Source organism: Chitinophaga sp. XS-30 (assembly GCF_008086345.1).
Taxonomy (GTDB): domain Bacteria; phylum Bacteroidota; class Bacteroidia; order Chitinophagales; family Chitinophagaceae; genus Chitinophaga.
In genome coordinates this window covers 531,429-551,899 of the sequence record NZ_CP043006.1, presented here as the reverse complement: position 1 = coordinate 551,899, position 20,471 = coordinate 531,429, and the positions used below count along the sequence as shown (strand labels likewise).

Annotated in this window: 21 protein-coding genes; 10 read left to right on the top strand and 11 right to left on the bottom strand. The window is 50.0% G+C overall.

The window, feature by feature from the left end:
* Positions 1-51: 51 nt before the first annotated feature.
* Both FW415_RS02235 and FW415_RS02230 read right to left on the bottom strand, forming a co-directional pair.
* A complete protein-coding gene (locus FW415_RS02235) occupies positions 52-2,412 on the bottom strand; it encodes a TonB-dependent receptor (protein ID WP_148382673.1) in 2,361 nt (786 codons plus the stop codon).
* Positions 2,413-2,490: 78 nt separating this feature from the next.
* Positions 2,491-3,078, bottom strand: coding sequence for a Crp/Fnr family transcriptional regulator (locus tag FW415_RS02230; protein ID WP_148382672.1), 588 nt, complete (start codon positions 3,076-3,078; stop codon positions 2,491-2,493).
* Positions 3,079-3,258: 180 nt separating this feature from the next.
* On the opposite strand from FW415_RS02230, the gene FW415_RS24870 reads away from it, so the two are divergent.
* From FW415_RS24870 to FW415_RS02215, 4 genes are all read left to right on the top strand, one after another.
* On the top strand, positions 3,259-3,408 hold the full coding sequence (locus FW415_RS24870; protein ID WP_168208630.1) for a hypothetical protein: 150 nt from the start codon (positions 3,259-3,261) through the stop codon (positions 3,406-3,408).
* Positions 3,409-3,424: 16 nt separating this feature from the next.
* A complete protein-coding gene (locus tag FW415_RS02225) occupies positions 3,425-3,841 on the top strand; it encodes a DUF2141 domain-containing protein (protein ID WP_148382671.1) in 417 nt (138 codons plus the stop codon).
* Positions 3,842-3,915: 74 nt separating this feature from the next.
* Positions 3,916-5,925 (top strand): family 10 glycosylhydrolase, encoded by a 2,010-nt coding sequence (locus FW415_RS02220; RefSeq protein ID WP_148382670.1) that lies wholly within the window; start codon positions 3,916-3,918, stop codon positions 5,923-5,925.
* A 111-nt stretch (positions 5,926-6,036) separates the two neighbouring features.
* Complete coding sequence (locus FW415_RS02215) at positions 6,037-6,396, top strand: nuclear transport factor 2 family protein (protein ID WP_210420818.1); 360 nt, start codon at positions 6,037-6,039, stop codon at positions 6,394-6,396.
* Positions 6,397-6,449: 53 nt separating this feature from the next.
* Here the strand turns inward: FW415_RS02215 and FW415_RS02210 are convergent, their stop codons facing one another.
* From FW415_RS02210 to FW415_RS02200, 3 genes are all read right to left on the bottom strand, one after another.
* A complete protein-coding gene (locus FW415_RS02210) occupies positions 6,450-7,721 on the bottom strand; it encodes an RNA polymerase sigma factor (RefSeq protein WP_148382669.1) in 1,272 nt (423 codons plus the stop codon).
* A gap of 11 nt (positions 7,722-7,732) precedes the next feature.
* A complete protein-coding gene (locus FW415_RS02205) occupies positions 7,733-8,077 on the bottom strand; it encodes a YciI family protein (protein WP_148382668.1) in 345 nt (114 codons plus the stop codon).
* 73 nt (positions 8,078-8,150) lie between these two features.
* Positions 8,151-8,498, bottom strand: coding sequence for a TfoX/Sxy family protein (locus FW415_RS02200; protein ID WP_148382667.1), 348 nt, complete (start codon positions 8,496-8,498; stop codon positions 8,151-8,153).
* 136 nt (positions 8,499-8,634) lie between these two features.
* On the opposite strand from FW415_RS02200, the gene FW415_RS02195 reads away from it, so the two are divergent.
* The 4 genes from FW415_RS02195 to FW415_RS02180 all read left to right on the top strand — a co-directional run bounded on the left by FW415_RS02195 (position 8,635) and on the right by FW415_RS02180 (position 13,257).
* On the top strand, positions 8,635-9,234 hold the full coding sequence (locus tag FW415_RS02195) for a Crp/Fnr family transcriptional regulator (protein ID WP_148382666.1): 600 nt from the start codon (positions 8,635-8,637) through the stop codon (positions 9,232-9,234).
* 76 nt (positions 9,235-9,310) lie between these two features.
* Positions 9,311-10,294 (top strand): alpha/beta hydrolase, encoded by a 984-nt coding sequence (locus FW415_RS02190; protein ID WP_148382665.1) that lies wholly within the window; start codon positions 9,311-9,313, stop codon positions 10,292-10,294.
* A 99-nt stretch (positions 10,295-10,393) separates the two neighbouring features.
* Positions 10,394-11,536 (top strand): TlpA disulfide reductase family protein, encoded by a 1,143-nt coding sequence (locus FW415_RS02185; protein ID WP_148382664.1) that lies wholly within the window; start codon positions 10,394-10,396, stop codon positions 11,534-11,536.
* An 80-nt stretch (positions 11,537-11,616) separates the two neighbouring features.
* Positions 11,617-13,257 carry a S1C family serine protease gene (locus tag FW415_RS02180; RefSeq protein WP_168208629.1) on the top strand — a complete coding sequence of 547 codons (1,641 nt, stop codon included), beginning with the start codon at positions 11,617-11,619 and terminating at the stop codon, positions 13,255-13,257.
* Between the two features lie 23 nt (positions 13,258-13,280).
* Here FW415_RS02180 and FW415_RS02175 read toward each other — a convergent pair whose 3' ends face one another.
* The 3 genes from FW415_RS02175 to FW415_RS02165 form a co-directional block, all read right to left on the bottom strand.
* The gene (locus tag FW415_RS02175) at positions 13,281-14,123 is read right to left on the bottom strand and encodes a GNAT family N-acetyltransferase (protein ID WP_148382662.1); all 843 of its coding nucleotides are present in this window, start codon (positions 14,121-14,123) and stop codon (positions 13,281-13,283) included.
* Between the two features lie 17 nt (positions 14,124-14,140).
* Positions 14,141-14,767, bottom strand: a complete 627-nt coding sequence (locus tag FW415_RS02170) for an FMN-dependent NADH-azoreductase (protein ID WP_148382661.1) — start codon at positions 14,765-14,767, stop codon at positions 14,141-14,143.
* A gap of 68 nt (positions 14,768-14,835) precedes the next feature.
* Positions 14,836-15,369 carry a Crp/Fnr family transcriptional regulator gene (locus FW415_RS02165; RefSeq protein ID WP_210420817.1) on the bottom strand — a complete coding sequence of 178 codons (534 nt, stop codon included), beginning with the start codon at positions 15,367-15,369 and terminating at the stop codon, positions 14,836-14,838.
* A 213-nt stretch (positions 15,370-15,582) separates the two neighbouring features.
* On the opposite strand from FW415_RS02165, the gene FW415_RS02160 reads away from it, so the two are divergent.
* Together FW415_RS02160 and FW415_RS02155 are read left to right on the top strand one after the other, a co-directional pair.
* A complete protein-coding gene (locus FW415_RS02160) occupies positions 15,583-16,152 on the top strand; it encodes a Crp/Fnr family transcriptional regulator (protein ID WP_148382659.1) in 570 nt (189 codons plus the stop codon).
* 79 nt (positions 16,153-16,231) lie between these two features.
* Positions 16,232-16,999, top strand: coding sequence for an SDR family oxidoreductase (locus FW415_RS02155; RefSeq protein ID WP_148382658.1), 768 nt, complete (start codon positions 16,232-16,234; stop codon positions 16,997-16,999).
* 314 nt (positions 17,000-17,313) lie between these two features.
* Here the strand turns inward: FW415_RS02155 and FW415_RS02150 are convergent, their stop codons facing one another.
* The 3 genes from FW415_RS02150 to FW415_RS02140 form a co-directional block, all read right to left on the bottom strand.
* A complete protein-coding gene (locus tag FW415_RS02150) occupies positions 17,314-17,928 on the bottom strand; it encodes a hypothetical protein (protein WP_148382657.1) in 615 nt (204 codons plus the stop codon).
* Between the two features lie 10 nt (positions 17,929-17,938).
* Positions 17,939-19,069, bottom strand: coding sequence for a hypothetical protein (locus tag FW415_RS02145; RefSeq protein ID WP_148382656.1), 1,131 nt, complete (start codon positions 19,067-19,069; stop codon positions 17,939-17,941).
* 149 nt (positions 19,070-19,218) lie between these two features.
* On the bottom strand, positions 19,219-20,391 hold the full coding sequence (locus tag FW415_RS02140) for a 6-bladed beta-propeller (RefSeq protein WP_148382655.1): 1,173 nt from the start codon (positions 20,389-20,391) through the stop codon (positions 19,219-19,221).
* Between the last annotated feature and the right edge of the window lie 80 nt (positions 20,392-20,471).

The following is a 20,471-nucleotide window of genomic DNA, read 5'->3' as shown; positions in this document are numbered from 1 at the left end:
GGCAGGCCAATAAATTGACCTGCCCTTACGCCATCCTTGTCCAAAAAAGATTCAGAAGGTGAACCGGATGAACGGCACCGGGAAGAATCCCTGCTGGTAGTTGTCGGTGACGCGCTGCTGCCTTGCGTTCCAGTCCTGCCGGAAAATATTCTCGTTGTTGGTGACATTCTGGAGGTCCAGCGAAAATTCCAATGTGGCGCGTTTGTATTCCACGCGGTAGGAGAGCTTCACGTCCGCCCGGAAATAATTGCTTTGTTTCTCTGAATAGGCGCGGGTATCGTCGTACTGCACTTCCCCGTCTTCGATGGATTTGGCGTAATCGATAGGGGAAAGATAACGCCCTCCCACGGCGGAGACCTTCCCGCTCAGCCCCAGCACCCGGTTCCGCCGGCCCAGCTGCCATTCCTTCCCGGCCAGGATATTGAACACGGTGCCCATATTGAATGCCGTATTACGTTCAATGCCATCGCTGCCTTTGTATTTCGAATCGAATACCGATGCGGTGAGCAGGTAGTAATACCCTTTACTGAAGTTGCGTTCCAGCGTGATCTCCACGCCGTAATTCCGGCCGGTGCCGGCATTCACCAGGCTGTCCATGATCGTGGGAATGCTTTCCGCGCCGAGGTTGAGCGTGGAGAATGAGCCGGGGCGCTGCGTAACGGGGATATCGAAAAGCGACTGATAGTAACCTTCCGTTTTCAGATGCGTGCTGGCGCTGATCTGCCAGTCCCACGACAATACCGCATGATGGCTCTTCCCGAAGCCCAGCGATTCGTTGGTATAGATGTTCCCCTGCGGCGTGGGAGTGACCACGGCATAGGTCATGATGTTGTCCATCTGGCTATGCAGACCGTAACCGATGCCCAGCGTATGCGCGGGATGAACGGTGTACTTCAGGCCCAGCCGGGGTTCCAGGCTTTGGCTGGCGGAGATGCTGAGGTATTGATGATGCAGGCCGCTGACGAGACTTAACCGGTCGGTGATCCGGTATTTCCATTGAATGAAGGATTGCAGCAGGGATAGCTGCCCGTCTTTATCCGCCAGCACTTTGTCGGTAGTGCCGTTGTAGATGCGTTTATTGAAGATGGAATAGTCGGTGAGGTCGCCGGTGATACCGGTGACGATATTGTGCCGGGCGTTGAATTTGTGATGCAGACTGAACGCGGCGGAATATTTACGCGTTTCGAAACGCCAGTACCAGTCCGGTGTGGCGATGTTGATATTGTCCGTGCTGAGCGAATCCCGGTCGAATTTTTCATTGGTGCTGCTGTAGCCGATGGTCAACTTTGCGGTGGTGCGGGCGCCGAATCGATGCGCGTAAGTAAGACCGGTGATATTGGTCTGATAACGGGCATACCGGTCCGAGTACGCATTGCCGTAAGCCTGCGTGCGGGTAGAATCATAATCCCGTCCCAGGATGTCGATGCTGCTCTGCCCCCAAAGGCCCCAGAGCGAAAGTTTGCTCTTCTTCCCGACGGGTGTGCTGATCTTGTAATTGACGTCTGCATATTCCGGGGTGGCGGAGCCGGTGCCAACATTGAGGCCCAGTTGCTGGAAGGCCGCGAGGGTAGAGTAGCGGCCATTGACAAGATAGGTGGCTTTGTTCTTCCTGCCAGCGGGACCTTCCGCTCCGGCTTCAAATCCATTGAACCCGGCCTGTGCGAGGAATTCATGTTTTTCATCGTTGCCGTCCCGCAGCCGGAGGTCGAATACGCCGGCCAGGGCGTTGCCGTATTGGGCGGGGAAAGCACTGGTCATGAAATCGGATTTGTCCAGGTTATTGTTATTGAGCATGCTCACCGAGCCACCCATGCTGTTGAGCGCGCCGAAGTGGCTGGGGTTGGGGATGTTCAGCCCTTCCAACTGCCAGAGCATGCTGTTGGGGGAGTTGCCGCGGATGATGATATCGTTGCGGGTGTCGTTGGTGGACACTACTCCCGCGAAGTTGGCAGCCATCCGGGCGGGATCGCCGAGGGAGCCGGCATACCGTTTGGTTTCATCCATATTGAAGGGCCTGGCGCTGACGGCTACCATATCGTTATTGGTCAACCGTTTGTCTTTGCTTCTTTGCCAGGTGATCTCCACATCTTTCAGCCGGGTGAACTTTTCTGTAAGCGCCACCTGCAGTACTACTTCTTTCCCGGCGGTGACCACCACGGCATTCAGCGCAATGGTCTCATATCCCATGGAGCTGAATTGCAGGGACTGCCGGCCGAGCGGCACATCACTAAGCCTGAAATCTCCATTGGCATCCGTGATGGCGCCGATGGCGGGTTGTGTATGCAGCACTACTACCGTAACGCCCGGGACAGGGGTTTTGGAGGCTTCGTCCGTAACGCGCCCGCGGATGGTTTGCTGTGCATCAGTGAGGATAGGGCAGCACAGGACTGCCAGTAACAGGTATTTCTTCATTTGCCTGATCATTTTGTTGAGTCGTCAGGCAAAGAAAACGGATCATAAAGTGATACCTGTTGATCCGGATCAATAAATTCAGGCTTTGGCAAGACGGGCACGGATACGGCTCAGCGCTTCCGGCGTGATGCCCACAAAGGCCGCCAGCAGGTATTGCGGCACCCTTTGCTGTACCTGCGGTTTTTCCTTCAGGATGCGGAGGTAACGCTCTTCAGGTTTTTCCGATTGCAGGGAAAAGCTGCGCTCCACCAGCCGGAGGAACTGCGCTTCGGCTGCCAGCCGGCCCACCCTTTCCAGTTTGTGAAAACGCTGGTAGAGCTTTTGCAGATCGTCGTAATGAAGATTGATAAGCCGGGTATCTTCCAGCGCTTCCAGGCCGTATTTGGCTGGCTGGCGGGTAAGGAAGCTCTCGTAATCGGTGGTGAATTCGTTCTCGAAGAAGAAGTTGTATACATGCTTTTTTCCATCGATGAAATTATACGGCATAACCACACCGTAGTCGATGAAAGAAGTGAGATTGTTGACCTTTCCTTCCGGGCTGATGATCGCTCCTTTGCGGTAAGTTTTTACGGTAAGCACGGGGATCATGGCCTGAAAGACTTCATCTTCCATATCCGGCACCACAAAACGTAAATACCGGAAGAAACTGGCGTAGGTATCGGACATTGGATGGGCGTTTCTTCCCAAACGCCAAAACAGGCGGGTTATTATTGGTCATAAAGGCTTTTGCCCACACCCTCAGCCTGCCGCCTTTTTCTTTTTACCGCCTTTAGCCGCCCAGTACCCCAAATGCTGTGCCACCGGAAATTGGCATAGTATTCCCTGCTATATCCATAAACGTTACCCATGGAAAAACATCCTGAGCACAAGGGCCGCAGTCCGGCTGAACCGGTCAAAAAAGACAACAAATCCCGCCCTGCAGTAAAGAAAAATCCGCCGAAAGACAAGCCCGGCGAGAAAAGAGGCGATAATAACGATACCATCGGCATTCCATAACTGAAAAAATCCCCGCATGCAGCTACATCTAACTGTTTTATGCCTGTTACTGTCCTTTGGCGTAAAAGCCCAGCACAGCCAGGAAGTACATATCACCAACATCGAAAAGAAAAAAGGCACTTTATACATTGGTTGGTACGACAAGAAAGAAACTTTCATGAAACCCAAACAGACCGTTTTCGTCAAAATGGTCAAAGTGGATCAGCAGGATGAAATAAAAGCGGTATTCGACAAGATCCCCGCCGGCAAATACGCCATATCCGTGTTTCTTGACGAGAACGGCAACGGGGATCTCGACTTCAGCCTCATTGGCATTCCACAGGAAAAATACGGCTTCACGAACGGAACACCGGCCATGCGCCCGGCCACTTTTAATGAGGCGACCATTGAAGTGAAGGGGGCGCAACAGGTTTTCCCCGTCCGTTTAAGGTAGTGCCGGTGTGGAAAACATGCCGCATCATGGGGTATGCGCTTGCTAACAGGACTAACTTTCTGTATTTTTAGCATATGCACAGATACGCCTTATTCGCACTCTTATTGTTGCAAGCCTGTATTTCAACAAAACCTGTTACACAAACACTTCCGCCATCCACCCCTAAAGCGGCGGCGGAATTCCGTGCGGCCTGGGTAGCCACGGTCGCTAATATCGACTGGCCCTCCAAACCCGGCCTGAGCACAGCGGAGCAGCAGGCAGAAGCCATCCGGCTGCTGGATTTCCTGCAGGAGCATCACTTTAATGCAGTCATCTTCCAGGTACGCCCCCAGGCTGATGCCTTGTACAAAAGCGAACTGGAGCCCTGGTCGTATTACCTCACCGGCACACAGGGAGAAGCGCCATCCCCTTATTACGATCCGCTGGAATTCTGGACGAAGGAAGCCCATGAACGCGGGCTGGAGCTGCATGTATGGCTGAATCCCTATCGCGCCCATCATAAAGTCGGCGGCGAGGTCTCGGCTTCTTCCATTGTGAAGAAAAGGCCGGAACTGGTGGTTTTCCTTAAAGAAGGATACTGGTGGTTCGATCCCGCCCTGAAAGCTACGCAGGACCATTCCGCTGCCGTAGTGATGGATATTGTGAAACGGTATGATATCGATGGGGTGCATTTCGATGATTATTTCTATCCCTACCCTTCCTATAATTTCGGCGAGGATTTCCCGGACAGCACCAGCTGGAAAGCTTACCAGGCTTCCGGAGGCAGGCTTTCGCGGGGAGACTGGCGGAGGGATGCCGTGAATACGTTCATACAGCGGGTGTACCGGGAGATCAAAGTCCTGAAACCGCATGTGAAGTTCGGGCTTAGCCCCTTCGGGGTGTACCGCCCCGGCCATCCTCCCGGCGCTACGGAGTTTGATCAGTACGATGAATTATATGCCGATGCCCGGCTTTGGCTGAACAAGGGCTGGATCGATTATTTCACACCGCAGTTATACTGGCCCATCAACCGCATACCCTTGAGTTTCCCGGTATTGCTGGGCTGGTGGGCGAATGAAAATACGCAGGCCCGTCACCTGTGGCCGGGCATGAGCATCGGGCGGGATACCGGCGCGTTGAACGTACAGGAGACCATGAGCCAGATCATGATCACGCGCGGCATGCTGCCGGCCAGCAAAGGCGCGGTACACTGGAACCTCTCTTCCGTGGTGAGCAATCCCAATATGTCCCAGGCCCTGCTGCGCGGCCCCTACAGCAATGACGCCCTGGTGCCGGCCAGCCCCTGGCTGGACGCGGAGCCGCCTGCTATGCCGGTGGTACAGGCCGCACAGCAAGGTACGCAGGTGCGCGCAAGCTGGTCGCATACCGATGCGAATGACGTGTTCCGCTGGGTAGTGCATATGAAATACGGCAACAAGTGGACGTACAGGATCGTCAACCGTAGCGACCGCACCGCATTGATCGATATTCAGCAGGGGCGGCACCGCCTGAGCCATATTGCCGTTACCGCGGTGGACCGTACCGGTAATGAAAGCGCCTTTAAAGAACAGCTGTTAACCCTCACCGATGTGGCCATTGTACCGCGTTCCGGCTGGAACGCCGTTCCCGCGCGGCCATATAAACAGCATCAGCCGGTAAAGATCACCATCCATCATGAAGGCACCCGCTTCGGGCCAAATGAAGATGCCGCCCGGAAGATCCGTAATGTGCAGGTCTGGGGCATGGGGCCGGACCGGAAATGGAGCGATATTCCCTATCACTTCCTGATAGCACCGGACGGCACCATCTACGAAGGCCGCGATGTATACACCGCTGGGGAGACGGCCACAGAATATGACCCTTCCGGCCATCTGCTGATCACCTGCCTCGGCAACCTGGAAGTGCAGGAAGTGGACCCCCGGCAACTGGATGCGCTGACCAGGCTGCTGGCCCACGCCAGTAAAAAGTATAACATCCCGGCAGACAGCATTGCCTCCCACCGCGATCATTCCAGCCAGACCGATTGCCCCGGGAAGAACCTTTACCATTATCTGCAGAACGGATATATCAGGGAACGGGTGAAAACCTTGCTGGTGGCGCAATGACGCGACATGTCGGATTTATGCTATTTTCCCGGCGCAGCCATATTTATTTTTGACTGGCAAATGAACATCGCAGGTATCCTTCGCGATATTTTTTCCTAATCAAATCTATGTATGATGAACAACAAGGAAGTAGTTAAACAGGTTATTGATGCTTTTCTGCGGCTGGACATTGAGACCGTTCTTTCGCACGCGACAGATGACATACAAATGGGCTGGCCGGGCTTTTTTGACCTGGCGCCGGGCAAAGAGGCTTTGCGCGAATTCTTCAAGTCCGTACCGCCCATGACCTCCGCTACCATTGGGGACCTGATCGTTGATGGCGACAAAGTGGCCGGGACCGGCTTCATCGCTTCTGTGGACGAGAACGGGCAACCCAGGAACTGTTTTTTCTGTGATGTGTATGAGCTGGAAAAGGGGAAAGTGAAAAAGATCAGCAGCTATATGGTATTTGAGCAGAAACAACCGCAGTGATCCCATGAAAGGGAGAATTCCCTGCCCTTCTGTTGATACTTCAGGGCTTCCGGTTACGGGAGCCCTGAGTTTTTAGCGGCGTGTTCCCCTTGATCCGCCAGCGCGTCCAGCCTCGTCTGCAACACCCGCTTGTCCCCGGCCGTTCCGGCCAGGGCATGGGCGGTTTCAAAATGCTTCCTGGCCTGTGCGTTATCGATATCAACATACAATTCGCCCAGCAGGGCATGATAATACGGATTGTCCGTCAGCTGCAGTTTTACCGCCGCTTTGATGGCTTCGGGCTTACCCTTGGTTTTCGACAACGCAAAAGTGCGGTTGAGCGCCGCCACGGGAGAATAGGCGATCGTCAATAGCTGGTTGTACAGTTGGAGGATGTTTTCCCATTTCTCTTCCGAATCTGTCCTGATCGTATGCCAGTAAGCAATGCTGGCCTCCAGGTGGTACCTGGAAACCCTGTTGCCGGTTGATGCCCGGTGCAGGAACTCCGCGCCTTTGGCGATCAGCGCTGCGTCCCAGCGCGACTCGTCCTGGTCGTGGTACAGGATGATGCCGCCCTGCCGGTCTTTCCGGGCCGGAAACCTGGAAGCGTGAAAGCACATCAGCGCCAGCAGGGCATTTACTTCCGGCTGATTGGTGCTGTTGTTGCCAAGCAGAAGGTAGGTCAGCCGCATGGCTTCCAGGCAAAGGTCTTCCCGCAGCACGGTGTCCTGCGTTTCCGAATAACAGCCTTCGTTGAACAGAAGATAGAGCGTAAGGAGCACGGCATCCAGCCGGTTGTTGATCTCCTGGCCGGAAGGGAATACCGGCAGGTCTTTAGCCGTTCTCAGTTTTTCTTTTGCCCGCGTAAGGCGTTTGCTGATGGTGTCCGGACTCACCAGGAAGGCATGGGCAATTTCCCCGATCCCGAACCCGCAGAGGATGCGCAACGCCAGCGCGATCTGCGCTTCCACGGGAATAGCGGGGTGACAGATGGCGAACAGCATTTGCAGCTGGCTGTCCGTGATATTGTTGTCTGACAGATCGATCTCCGTTTCAGGAATTGTGGAGGCGCCGTCTTCCCGCAACCGGGGCGCCACCTTCCCGGTAAAGCGCTGGTGGCGCGCCAGGTAGTTGCGGGCTTTGTTTTTGGCAACGGCATGGAGCCAGGCAGCCGGGTTTTCAGGAATGCCTTTGTATGGCCAGGTTTCCAGCGCGGCCATGAAGGTTTCGCTGGTAATATCCTCCGCAGCCCCGATGTGCTCCAGCCCGAAATTCCTGCAAAGCACAGCAGTGATCCTGCCTGCCTCTGTCCGGAATAAATGCGGTATCAATGCCTGATGCTCCATGGTCCGCATGCTTAATGCCCTGCGATGGGACGTACTTCCACACTGTTGCCTTCCCCCTGCAATACCGGGCTGCCTTTGGCAAATTCAACGGCTTCTTCCACAGATTCGGCCTGCACAATAACGTAACCGCCAATGGTTTCCTTGATCTCGCCGAAAGGCCCGTTGGTCACAATATTCCCATGACGCACCACCCGGCTGTCGCCAAAAGAAAGGCCGTTACCCTGGCTGACCAGCCGGTTTTGCGCAGCGATCCCGCCAAGCCAGTCCATCGTCTGCTTCATCCATACCTGTATCTGTTCCGGAGAAGCCACCCTGGCCCCATCCTCATGCCTGAAGATCAACATGAATTCTTTCATCTTGTTAATTTTTTAAGTGAGTAAATATGCATTACAACACTATATCAATCGGGATGCGGGAAACAGGACATCCTCACCGGGATTTTTTTGAGGATTTTGCCTGTTTGTTATACGCCAGGCACAGATCAACCCAGTATTCGAAGTCGGTTTTCGATCTGCATCCGGCGGGCTCAACATAACAATAGCCTTTATATTCATTCCCTTTCATGATCACGGGCAATACACTCCTTCTGCCCATGATCTCCTCCTGGAGGCCCGGATCGAAACGGCACATGAGGTTCGTGCCGCTGACGTTAACGCACATTTTTCCGTTGACCATAAAAGTGAGGCCGCGGAACATTTTCTTTTCTTCAATATTCAGCCCGGGAATTTTTTCCAGGTATTCCCGTATCCTTTCGGCGAGTTTGAGGTCATAAGCCATACCCTGCTTTTTAATGTTAATGGAAAGGTTGATGTAAATCTAGGCTTAATTGCGAACCGGCGCAACAGGAGGCCTTGTTGTCCCGGCCGGCATTTGCATTTTCCGGCAAGATGGTTTTTTTGTAAATTACCGGTATATGTCCGAAGCGCTGTTTGATCATATCAAAAAACATATTGACATCGATAAAAATGTGATCGCTTCGGTCCTGCCGTATTTCAATCCGCTCCGGGTGAAGAAAAAACAACATCTGATCACGGAAGGGAAGACCTGCCGGAAGAATTATTTTGTGGTGAAAGGCTGTCTCAGGATGTTTTTCCTGGATGAGAACGGGAATGAACAAACCATACAGTTTGCATTGGAAAACTGGTGGATGACAGATATCGATGCTTTTAACAAACGCAGGAAAGCTTCTTTTTCCGTGCAGGCGCTTGAAGATACCGAAGTGCTGGAAATAGACAAGGATGCCATGGATAGTATGCTGAGGGAATATCCGGCAATGGAAAGGTATTTCCGGCTTATTTACGAACGGGCGTATTCCGCTTCGCTATTCCGGGTGAAATACATCCTCCGCCTGTCAAAAGAAGCGTTCTATGAATTGTTCACCGCCAGCTATCCGGATTTTATCCAGCGGGTGCCGCAAAAAGTATTGGCGTCGTTTCTGGGATTTACGCCGGAATACCTGAGCGAGCTGAGGAAGAAGCAGGTACAACGGAAGAAAGACGGACAAGCCATCTAATCACCAGCCATTTTCCTGAACGAGCTTCATCGCACCGATCATTGATCAATTATTCACCATATCAAACACATTCATCATGGAACCGCAAAAAAACCTCAAAGCGGAGGAAGATCCGCAGATCTTCGCCGAAGTGCGCTCCTTCCTCAAAGCCCTTAACTCCGGCGGCGGAAAGCCCCTGGAGCAATTGAGCCCCACCGATGCCCGCCAGGTGCTCACCGGCGCACAGGAATCCGTACAAGTGGATTATTCCGGCATCAGGGAAACGGAAAGGACCATTACGCAGAACGGGGAAACCGTTAACATCCACATCACCAGCCCTCAAAACGCCGGACCCGGTTTGCCGGTGTTCATCTTCATCCACGGCGGCGGCTGGGTGCTGGGCGATTATTCCACCCACCGGAGGCTGGTAAGGGACCTTGTGGTCGCCAGCGGCGCCGTAGCCGTATTCCCGGATTACACGCCATCGCCCGAAGCCCGCTACCCGACCGCCATCAACCAGATCTATGCCGCCACCGCATGGGTAGCGGAGCATGGTGAGGAGATCGGCGTGAACGGGAAAAATCTGGCGGTAGCGGGCAACAGCGTGGGTGGGAACATGGCTGCCGTGACCGCCCTGATGGCCAAAGACAAAAAAGGCCCGGCCATAAAACTGCAGGTCTTGCTATGGCCGGTGACCGATGCCGATTTTGATACGCCTTCGTACCTCCAGTTCAGCGAAGGCAGGTTCCTCACCCGGAACATGATGCAATGGTTCTGGGACAATTATCTCCCTGCCGGGGAACAACGAAAGGAAAAATACGCCTCGCCGCTTCAGGCCGCACCGGAGGAGCTGAAGGGCCTGCCGCCCGCACTGGTGCAGACCGCGGAAAATGATGTACTGCGCGATGAAGGCGAAGCTTATGCCAGAAAATTGAACGAGGCCGGCGTGCCCGTTACCCTCACGCGGTACAGCGGGCTGATCCATGACTACGGATTGCTGAACCCGCTGGCGGATGTTCCGGCCGTAAAAACCGCTATTGAGCAGGCCGCCGCGGTGATCAAAAGCAAATTATTTTCCTGAAAACGCTAAGAAAATCAAGGTATCTCACTTTATTATAGTGGACAGGCGGGTCTGTTTTCAGATGAATGCGCCTTTTTTACCAAAAAAACCAACAATTACATGAAAGTGAGATCCTTGTTTTTCGCAGTATTGGCTCCTGTAGCGGTTTTTGCGCAGAAATCCAGCTTCAGCATCACCGGGAAGCTCGGTAGCCTGGATAAGCCGGCGAAAATTTATATCGATTATTCCGATGCCACCGGGCAGGGTAAAGAAGATTCGGCCAACGTGATCAATGGCGAATTCAAGCTCAGCGGCGCCGTTACCGGTTACACCACCGCCCGGATGTCCCTCGATCATGAAGGTAAAGGCAAGCCGTTTTCCATCTACTCACCCGGCGCCGATGTGATCTATTTTTATTTCGGGCCGGAGGAGATCACGATAACTTCCAAAGACTCCTTAAGCACCGCTGCTTTTACAGGCTCCAAAATATACGACGAGCACGCCGCTTACAACAAAGCGATCGGCGGCTCCATTATGGCGCTTACCGCTCAATATCAGAAAGAATATGCAGAGGCGGCTCCGCAAGACCGGCAGGACCCGGAATTCATGGCCGCGCTTAACGCCCGGCAAACGGAACTGAGGAAACAACGTGGACTGAAGCAGATCGAATTTACAAAGAACAACCCGGGCTCTTATTTCGCGCTCACCGGATTATCAGAAGTAGCCGGCTCGTATGCAGATATGGCTACCGCTGAAAAACTGCTGAAAGCGCTGGATAAAGATCTCCGCAGCACAGATATGGCGAAGGAACTGGAGCAGCGCATCGCCGCCGAACGCCTTACTGCCATTGGCAAACCGGCTCCCGATTTTACCCAGAATGATATTAACGATAAACCGCTCTCCCTGGCCGATCTCAAAGGAAAGGTAGTGCTGCTGGACTTCTGGGCCAGCTGGTGCAGCCCCTGCCGTGCGGAGAACCCCAATATGCTGAAACAATACAAGATCTATAAGGACAAAGGCTTCGAAATCCTGTCCGTGTCACTGGATGCCAAGAAGAAGGACTGGCTTCAGGCGATTGAAGAGGACGGGCTTCCCTGGCTGCATGTATCCGACCTGAAAGGCTGGAACAATGCCGCCGGCCGGTTGTATGGCGTTAGAGGCGTACCGGCCTGTTATCTTATAGACAGGGACGGCAAGATCATTGCGGACAATGTACGTGGCGAAAAGCTGAATGAGAAGCTGTCCGAGATCTTCAACAACTGATTTTTTCTATTTTTCTCTATGTCAACGTAAAGTATCCCGGCTGAATGATTGGCCGGGATACTTACATTTTACTTCTTCAGATGAAAAGATACAAGCTGCTGGTTATTGCCCTTATGATGATATCCTCCGGCGTTTACGCTCAGGCCCCCGGCCCGTTGGAAACCATGGTACAGCAGGCCATTGCAAAAGCATATCCCGCCAGCGTGCGCATGTGGGGTTACGATACTGCCTCCAGGCAGCAAATGAGCGCCCAGTTCAGCGCGGTAGTGGTGAGTCCGGACGGTGACATACTCACTGCGGCGCATACATCCACACCCGGCAAAACCTATAAAGTAATGTTCCCGGACGGCAGGGAAGCGATTGCCCTGGCGCTTGGTAAAATAGAGCTGGCGGATGATCCCACGGTACCCGATGTGTCCAGGATGAAGATCATCACGCCCGGCATCTGGCCGTATGCGGAAATGGGTTATTCTGCTTCGTTGCAGCAGGATCAGCCCTGCATCAGCATCGCGTATCCTGAATCGCTCAACCAGCCGCTGCCCACGGTGCGTTTCGGGCGCATTGCCAGTACTGGCAATGAGCGCGGTTTTTTACAATCCACCTGTATCATGGAACCGGGTGATTCCGGCGGCCCGCTGTTCGATTTCCTGGGACGCGTAATAGGCATACACAGCGCCATTAACATACCCGAATCATTCAACTACGAAATTCCGGTGGACCTGTACCGCAAATACCGCACAGCGCTGCAAACGGCAAAGAAATACAACGCCATGCCGGAGGTGACCGATGCCGTAGGCAACGATCCTGAAGCCGCGCAGCTCAAAGCATATGCTGTACCTGAAAACCTGCCCGCCATCTTCAGTACCGCTAAAAAGGCCTGTTTGCTGATCACCAGCCAGGTAAAGCATAAAGCAGAAAATATCTATGGTACTGCATTCACCGGCGGTTATATCGTGAGCAAAAGTTCGCTGGTGGGCGATGCGCCATTCGTTCAGCTCGGCAGGCAAAAGGTTAAAGCCACCATTGTGCGCCGCGACCGGGAAAATGACCTGGTGCTGTTACAGGTAAAAAAGGGTATAAAGGATGGCATTGCCATTCCTGCGGAGAAGCCGGACAGCCTGTCCTTTGCACAGCTCGGCAAATTCCTGGTCAGCCCCCGCCTGGATACATCCAACGCCGTCAGTGTAACCGGAAGCCTTCCCTTCAGCCTGCCGAAGATCAACAGCATTGGCTTTTTAGGCGCCTCTATTGCCCATAGAAGCGGCCCGCTGCTGCTCACCTTTGTGCGCAAAAATTCTCCCGCCTTCGCCGGTGGCCTCAGTGTGGGAGATGAAGTGATCAGCATCAATGGCATTGCGCTTCAGCAGGCGGAAGACTACGGCGAAGCACTGCAGCCATACTGGCCGGGTGATACCGTTGCCCTGCAACTGAAACGGGGAGACAGTCTTTATACAAAGCAGGTGGTACTGGGAAACAAGCCGCAGATACCCGGCAATCATCCGGCGGAAATGTTTGCCGGTGGTAAAAGCATGCGGAGAGACGGGTTTGCGCGTGTGTTTGCGCACGATGCCGTACTAACGCCTGATCAGTGCGGAGGGCCTGTATTTGATGCGGACGGGCGCTTTCAGGGCATCAATATAGCGCGATACAGCCGCACCAGTACGATAGCGGTGCCTGCGGAAGTGGTTTGGACGTTCTTGAAAGGAGGGGAGTTACCCTGAATGCCGGGTGGCGTATGCTTCGTTTAATCCAGTTGCAGGACCATCTCAAACTGCTGTATAAATTCCCGCAGGCCGGTTTTGTGGATAAATGCCTGCGTTTCAACAGCGGCTGCATCCACATTAATGACAGACATATCGGCCCCATAACGGGAGGACAGATAAGCGAACAAAGCAGTGGCTATCCCCTGGCGCCTGCAATCAGGTTTTACGGCAACCTGGGAAACGCGGTGAGCAACCGGGTCGTAGCAGGCATATCCAACAACCTGTCCCGCGGTGATGTAGCCGATGGTGATCATTTGCGCTCCCATCCGCCCGATAGCCGGAACAGCATGCTGCCAGGTGGGTTCCCAATCCCCAAACAGCTTCAACAGATCCCAATCAATGTGTTCAAGTATGTGGACGTTCCCGCTGCCCCGGGTTTCGCCCAATTCCAGCTTACCCTTATAACACAGCAGGCGCCGGGAAATCTGAAACCCCGTTTCTTTATAGGTTTTCAATGCCGGTATGTTGGTGGTGATGACCTCAAGAGAAATCGCTTTCATCCCCTTTGCCCGCAGCGCGGGGAGTATAGCCTCGTAAAGCCGGCGTGTTAACCGTTGCCCTCTGTGTGACGGAATGACACCGGTAGCCGCGTTATAGGCGGCAGTCCCGTTTTGCCGGGTTTCCAGGCCATGCAGGATGAAGCCCGCGAGTTGATCCCGGTCATAAGCGCCGACAGACAATTCCAGGTTGATATTTTCCCTCCTGAACTTGCTGCCAAGTTGTTCTTCCGTCAGCTTCAGCGGCACCACATAATCGGAAAAAGCCTCGTTGAAGGTAGTCAGGATCGTTGTTGTACCGGTTCCCGTTAGCGGTTTTATCTTCATGACATATTGTATTGCCGTTATTCGATCAGGCTTATGGAGTCCCGGACCTTTTGTTTTGAACGTTCAAATATCTCGCCGCCGAACTCTTCGTTATCCTGGGAAAAAACAGTGATGTCCTTAACACCCATAATACCAAAAATAAAACGCAGGTACGTTGTTTGAAAGTTCATGTGCGCATTTTTCCCGTTTTCATCGTAACCCGTATCGCCCCTGCTGGAAAGTATGAACATCTTTTTGTTCTCAAGCAGGCCTACATAGTCGCCATCGGGTACGCCGGACCTGAATTTCCATGTTTCATTGATGCGCATGATCTGATCGATGTAGGCTTTCAGACCGCTCGGAATAGACCAGTTGTACATGGGTGAACCGATGACATAGATATCGTGATCTTTAAGCTCTTTTACCAGCTGATCGCTCAACAGAAGCGGGGACTGGTTTGCTTCCGTTCGTTCAGACGGCTTGACGAATGCACTTGTGATCCATGCCTTGTCGATATGCGGAATGCTTTCCGTTCCTACCTCCCGGTAAGTAAATGTATCCTCCGGGTATCTGGACTTCCAGTTTTCTGCAAAGAACTGCGTCAGTGCTCTGCTGTGGGATCTTTTATCCCTGACACTTGCGTTAATGATCAATACTTTTTTCATTTGCTGACTTGTTTTAAAGCAGCAAACATCCGGATTATTAAACCCGGAAAAATTGACCTGGTTCAATCTTACTTATGTTTTTTTCGGATACGGCTGAGAAATTCGGCAGAAATACCCAAATAGGACGCGATCAGGTATTGGGGTACTTTCCTGGCAATACCGGGATAACGCGCCAGGAAGTCGAAGTACCGGTATTCCGCATCATGTATGTTGTTCCAGATAAGTCTTCGTTGCAAGGTTCCCGCGTAACCTTCCAGTATTATGCGAAAGTACCTTTCCAAAGCAGGTATCTCGTTTAACATTTGCTGAAAGGCGTGATAATTGATTTGCAGGACTGTGGTTTGTTCAATAGCCTGTATGTCATATATCGAAGGTTTTTGCCTGGAAAAACTGTCAATATCGGTAGCCCACCAGTCATCGATGGCAAAATAGAGGATTTCCTCCTTGCCATTCTCCGGATCAATGTAGAATGCCTTTAAGGTGCCGGTTACAACATAATTGTCATACTTGCAGACCTCACCATTCCTTAACAGAAAATCCCCCTTGGCCAAAGTCTTCTCTGTCCAGAAGCGCCCGAAGATCAGGGATTCTTCTTCGCTCATTTTTATGTGGCGTAATACATTCTTTATTAGTGCGTTATCCATTACAAATCAATACAGGAAATAAGAAAAACACAGTCCGTTTAACAGGATGAAGTCAGACGGAATTTACTAAAAATAGTTGTAGTGAGGGGCAAATCGGGTATCATTGGCTATGAGCGTACTAAATTTACCAAATGGTAAATCATAGCCCCATTCATTTAATAACTTTGTACTATGGAAGAATTGATTGAATATATTTTGCAATTTGGCAACCTGAACAAACAGCAAATAGACCTGATCAAGCAGAAAGCAACGGAAACATACCTTCGTAAAGGCGAATATTTTTCAGAAGCCGGTAAAATTCCACGGCAAGTGGGTTTTGTGCTTGAAGGCATCTTTCGTTTTTGCTATTACAACAATAAAGGCGAGGAAATTACGGATTATCTTATTGACGAAAAACATTTCGTTACAGACTACCTGAATTTTGATGCTAATATGGCGGCTTCGGAATACGTACAGGCAGTCACAGACTGCAAATTGCTGGTATTTTCAAAACAGGATTGGATCGAAATTGATAACACCATCATTGGCTGGGATAAAATTGTGACCAAAATAGTGCAAAAATGTTTGATGCAAAAAATAGAAAGTAGAAGTCCGTTGGTTTCAGAAGACGCTACAACACGTTATTTGTCGTTCATCCAGAAATTTCCGGCACTCGCAAATCGTGTCCCACTTTCTTATATCGCTTCATACCTGGGAATTACGCAACAATCATTAAGCAGAATCAGGAAAAATATTCGCTGAATCGCTTTTTACCATTTGGTAAACCAGGTCATTTTTAATTGCGCAACCTTTGCTTCATTAACTTAAAAATAGAAGCAAAATGAAAAAGGCATTCATTACAGGCGCTAACAAAGGCATAGGCTTGGAAACAGCCAGGCAGCTTTTACAAAAAGGATTTTACGTTTATATCGGAAGCCGAAGTTTTGAAAATGGGTTGCAAGCCGTTGAAAAACTGAAAGGCGAGGGCTTGACAAACGTAGAAGCTATTCAACTTGATGTAACTGATGATAATTCGGTGAAAAATGCCCGGACAGAAATCGGGAAAAAAACTGATCGTTTGGACGTTTTGATCAATAACGCCGCTATTAGCGGTGTGAAACTTGACGGGAACGGAAATTATATTGCACAAACCTGGACAGCGAAAGAAGCAAGTATTGACACATTCAAAGAAGTGTATGCAACCAATGTTTACGGTGTGGTAAGCGTTACGCAGGCTTTTCTGGATTTATTGGGAAACGCGGCCGAACCGAGAATTGTAATGGTAAGTTCGACAGTTGGCTCATTATCCCTTCAAAGCGACCCTGGTTGGCCCGCTTATGAATTTGGAAAGTTTGCGGTTTATGGATCTTCAAAATCGGCCCTGAATATGTACACGGTCCATTTGGCTTATGAGCTTCGGGGCACGGCGTTCAAAGTAAATATGGTTGATCCGGGTTATACAAAAACGGATTTTACCAACTATAATGGTGGTGAAGTTGAAGAAGCAGGAAAACGTGTTGCGAAATACGCGCTGATTGACGAAGACGGACCAACAGGCAAATTTTTCAGTGAAGAAACAAATCCTGAAACAGGCGAGATTCCCTGGTAAGAAGAGATTGATCAATTAAAAGTCCGGCAAGCAAGGTTGCTGGACTTTTTTTGTTACTGGTAATAGTCGCATTTCTGACAGGTTTAATCAGGTCCAAACCGTAGCTTGAATTTAGATTATTTAAGAAATATAAACTCCAGGAATATCTCAACTAAAATTTTACCACATTACCTTTTATTTAACATGGCAAAACTCCCGGCTTCGTTTCCGAAGCGGAAGACATCCCATATGAGCCTGTCAATCCTTCATCAAATGCGGTAAAACGCCTTGGTTTAGATGTGAAAGTGGAGAAAATGTGGGAGATTTTCAAATCATTAACTAGGGGAAATCAAATGAAGATACTTTAGAATCACTTCCGGTACGGCTTCTCTTGGGACAAGAATATCCTGCACTTTAAAATATCCATCGATCCGGAAAAAATAGGGAAGGCCTGAATGATCGATCCTGAGCGGGAGCATCACCTCTGTTGTATAAATATGTTCCTTTAACTTCGCAAAGCCATCGAACTTTTCCAACTGGCGGATGGCCGATCTATCGGTTATGATGCTTACCGTTGCATTGGATTGGACAATTATTTTGAGAATGGTATTCAGGGTTGAATCATTCAGGCCCTCCCGCTGGTACCGGAAGAACAGGGAGTCGCCTGATGTCAGAATATCCTTAAAGGTAGCAGTCGCTCCATTTCCGGTTTTAAGCAAAAATCCAGGTTGAACGCTTTTATTCCTGCTAAGCAAAACCCAATATGGATAATTATCCCAGAAACTTTCATTGTTAAAATCCGCCTGCGCTTCATAACTAAAAGTATTTCCATACATGATCATATGGACGGCGGGCGCCGCCTTTCCCTTCCCTAAAAGGCCATATGCCGCCAAAAGGGTTGCCGCTATAATAACAGCAAGCATTAAATATACTGTTCTCTTTCCGACCATCGTTTTACAGTTATCTTAGATCAAGTGAAAGCCAATTCTTCGCCAGTTGATGACTATAACTAGCGAAATAACCTATGTACACCGCCACCAGCACGGAGGCTATTAACTTGCCAGACCGCAGCTGGGGATTAAACGCAATTTTGTCTGATATAAATTGAACCCCGGCCAGTAGCAGTGCGAACGAGGGCAAATACATATACCTGTCCGCAACGATTGCGGGCCGGGTCATCGGGATTACCTGGATATACAGCGCTATCTGAATAACAAAAATGCCGGTACAAAGCAGATAGAAATAAAACTCCCTGGATCCGCGCAGGAAGAAACAAAACAAGGCTGTCAGTCCGGCAAAAAAAACCGGGTATAGATAAAATATTACAGGTATCGGGCCATCCGGTTGAATCGGGTACATGTAATGATAGTGCAGATTCAGCGGTGTCAACAGGTTTCCGAAGTAAAAACTGATGCAATAAAAGATCAACAGAACCCTTCGTCCGTATGAATACCCCGCCATCGGTGCGAATTCCTGTGTATCCATCCTGTTAATGCCGGCTGTAATTACTCCCAGGATAATTGATACTGCCATCATTGCCGCCAGGAACCACCAATGAATTTTTTTAAGATACTGTACCTTACCCCGATAAACGCAAAACGTAATCAAACAAAACATGACTGGTGTCAAAATAGCCAGTTCCTTGCAAAGGAAAGATAGGATACACAGGAATGCGCTGCCGGCATAATAGATCATCTTATCCAAAAGCAACGCCCTCAAGAAACATAATATTGAACAAAGTGTAAACAACGTACACAGCAGTATCTTGGAGCCAGACACCCAGGTCACGGGCTCCACATTCAATGGATGAATACACCATAACAAGCTGACAATATATGCTATCAGCATTCCATTACCAATATTGAAAATAGATACAATCCGCTTTGCCAGCCGGAAGATCAGCATTGCATTCAGAAAGTGGACAAGCAAATTGGAAATGTGGTAGTAATAAGGATCGTAGCCATTGATTCTGAAAACCAGGCTAAAGTACAAGGTATTAACCGGAGAATACTGGATCTGGTTCACCCGGGTAAACACGCTTTTAAAATATGCCCACCCGAATTGATCAGGATGAACGAGCTCGTTCTTCAAAAGCATCCAATGATCGTCCGGCCTGGCAAATCCGAGAAGCGTAAGCGGTTGAAATACGTAACTTACAATTAAAACATATATAGCTGCGAAAATGATAACATGCACCGATCTTGTTGTTAACTCCACTTTAATCATTTATGAGTCCTGAATCAGTTTTTCAATGTAACCAGGCATAGAACAGGATTATCGTTGTAAGACACACGGGCAGCCAGGCTTTTCAAACTATCATAACGCGTGTCTGGCTGAGCAACAAAACTGACCTGCTGCTTCAATAAATGCGGGTATACGACACTGATAAAATTGTGATCATTGATATAGACCGGAACAGGAATGAGGATCTCGCTAAAATCGTTATTGAATTGTTCTATAAAAACACTTCGCTTATCTTCTTTGTAAAAAACATTCAACCCGATAGATCTTCCACTTTTGTACAGGAAATACAGTTTATCCTTCGTATCAAAAATCCTGTCCGCAAAATATCTGGAGCGGTCGCTATACATCATTGTCCTCAGCTCACTTTGATCTTTAGCAAGACGCAGGTCATAGGGATATTGTAAAGGAGGATCGATGCTGTAAAGTGCTTCGATCCTGGAATTCTTATATTGGAATATTGTATCACAGGCAAATCTGGAGATCAGCAGGGATGCATTGTGTTTATTTTTGGCGTAATAGATATCTCCCGTATTGACCTTGGGGTTTATAGGATAGCCAAGCCACTTTTTCTGCATCCGCTTGTGTTTGTCAAACTCATAGATCCTGGAATCTCCGTACTCGTCATTATAGCGTACCGAACCGTCCCTGAAAAAAAGGAGGTGATCAGGAAGAACGGAAAAATGATAGAAAAATCGCGGTGCATCCATCCCGTCCAGCAGCTTCCCGTTGCGAACGTCATACTTTCCGATATAACCCTTCTCATTAAAATATACATATATTTCACCCGACAGGTGATCCGCTTCAAAATCCACCAGATCATTATTTCTAAATGTTGAAGTACCTAACCTGTCTATCTTATATGAAAAACGCCCAAGCGTGTCGAATACGAGCACTTCTTTTGTGTTGGCATTGGAAGCGAGGATAACGAACCTGTCCTGCACAAAGTCCACCTTTCTGATCTTACCTATCCTGCATCCGTTCGAAGTTTGCAATGGTATATATGCAACGCCGGTCGCAAATTCCGATATATTCCTTGCTGAGGCAATGCTGTCAATTTTAATGGGTATCAGCCGATCTGTTGAAAATATTACTTCAGGTTTTTGAAGATTACAGCCAATAAGGAATATCGAAACTGCAAGCAACAACCTACTTCCTGGTTTGTATCTCATATCAGGCAGTGTGGAATAAATAAATGGTTAAAACAAAGAATACAAGTATCAGAGCTATCGATCACTGCATGTCAATAGCT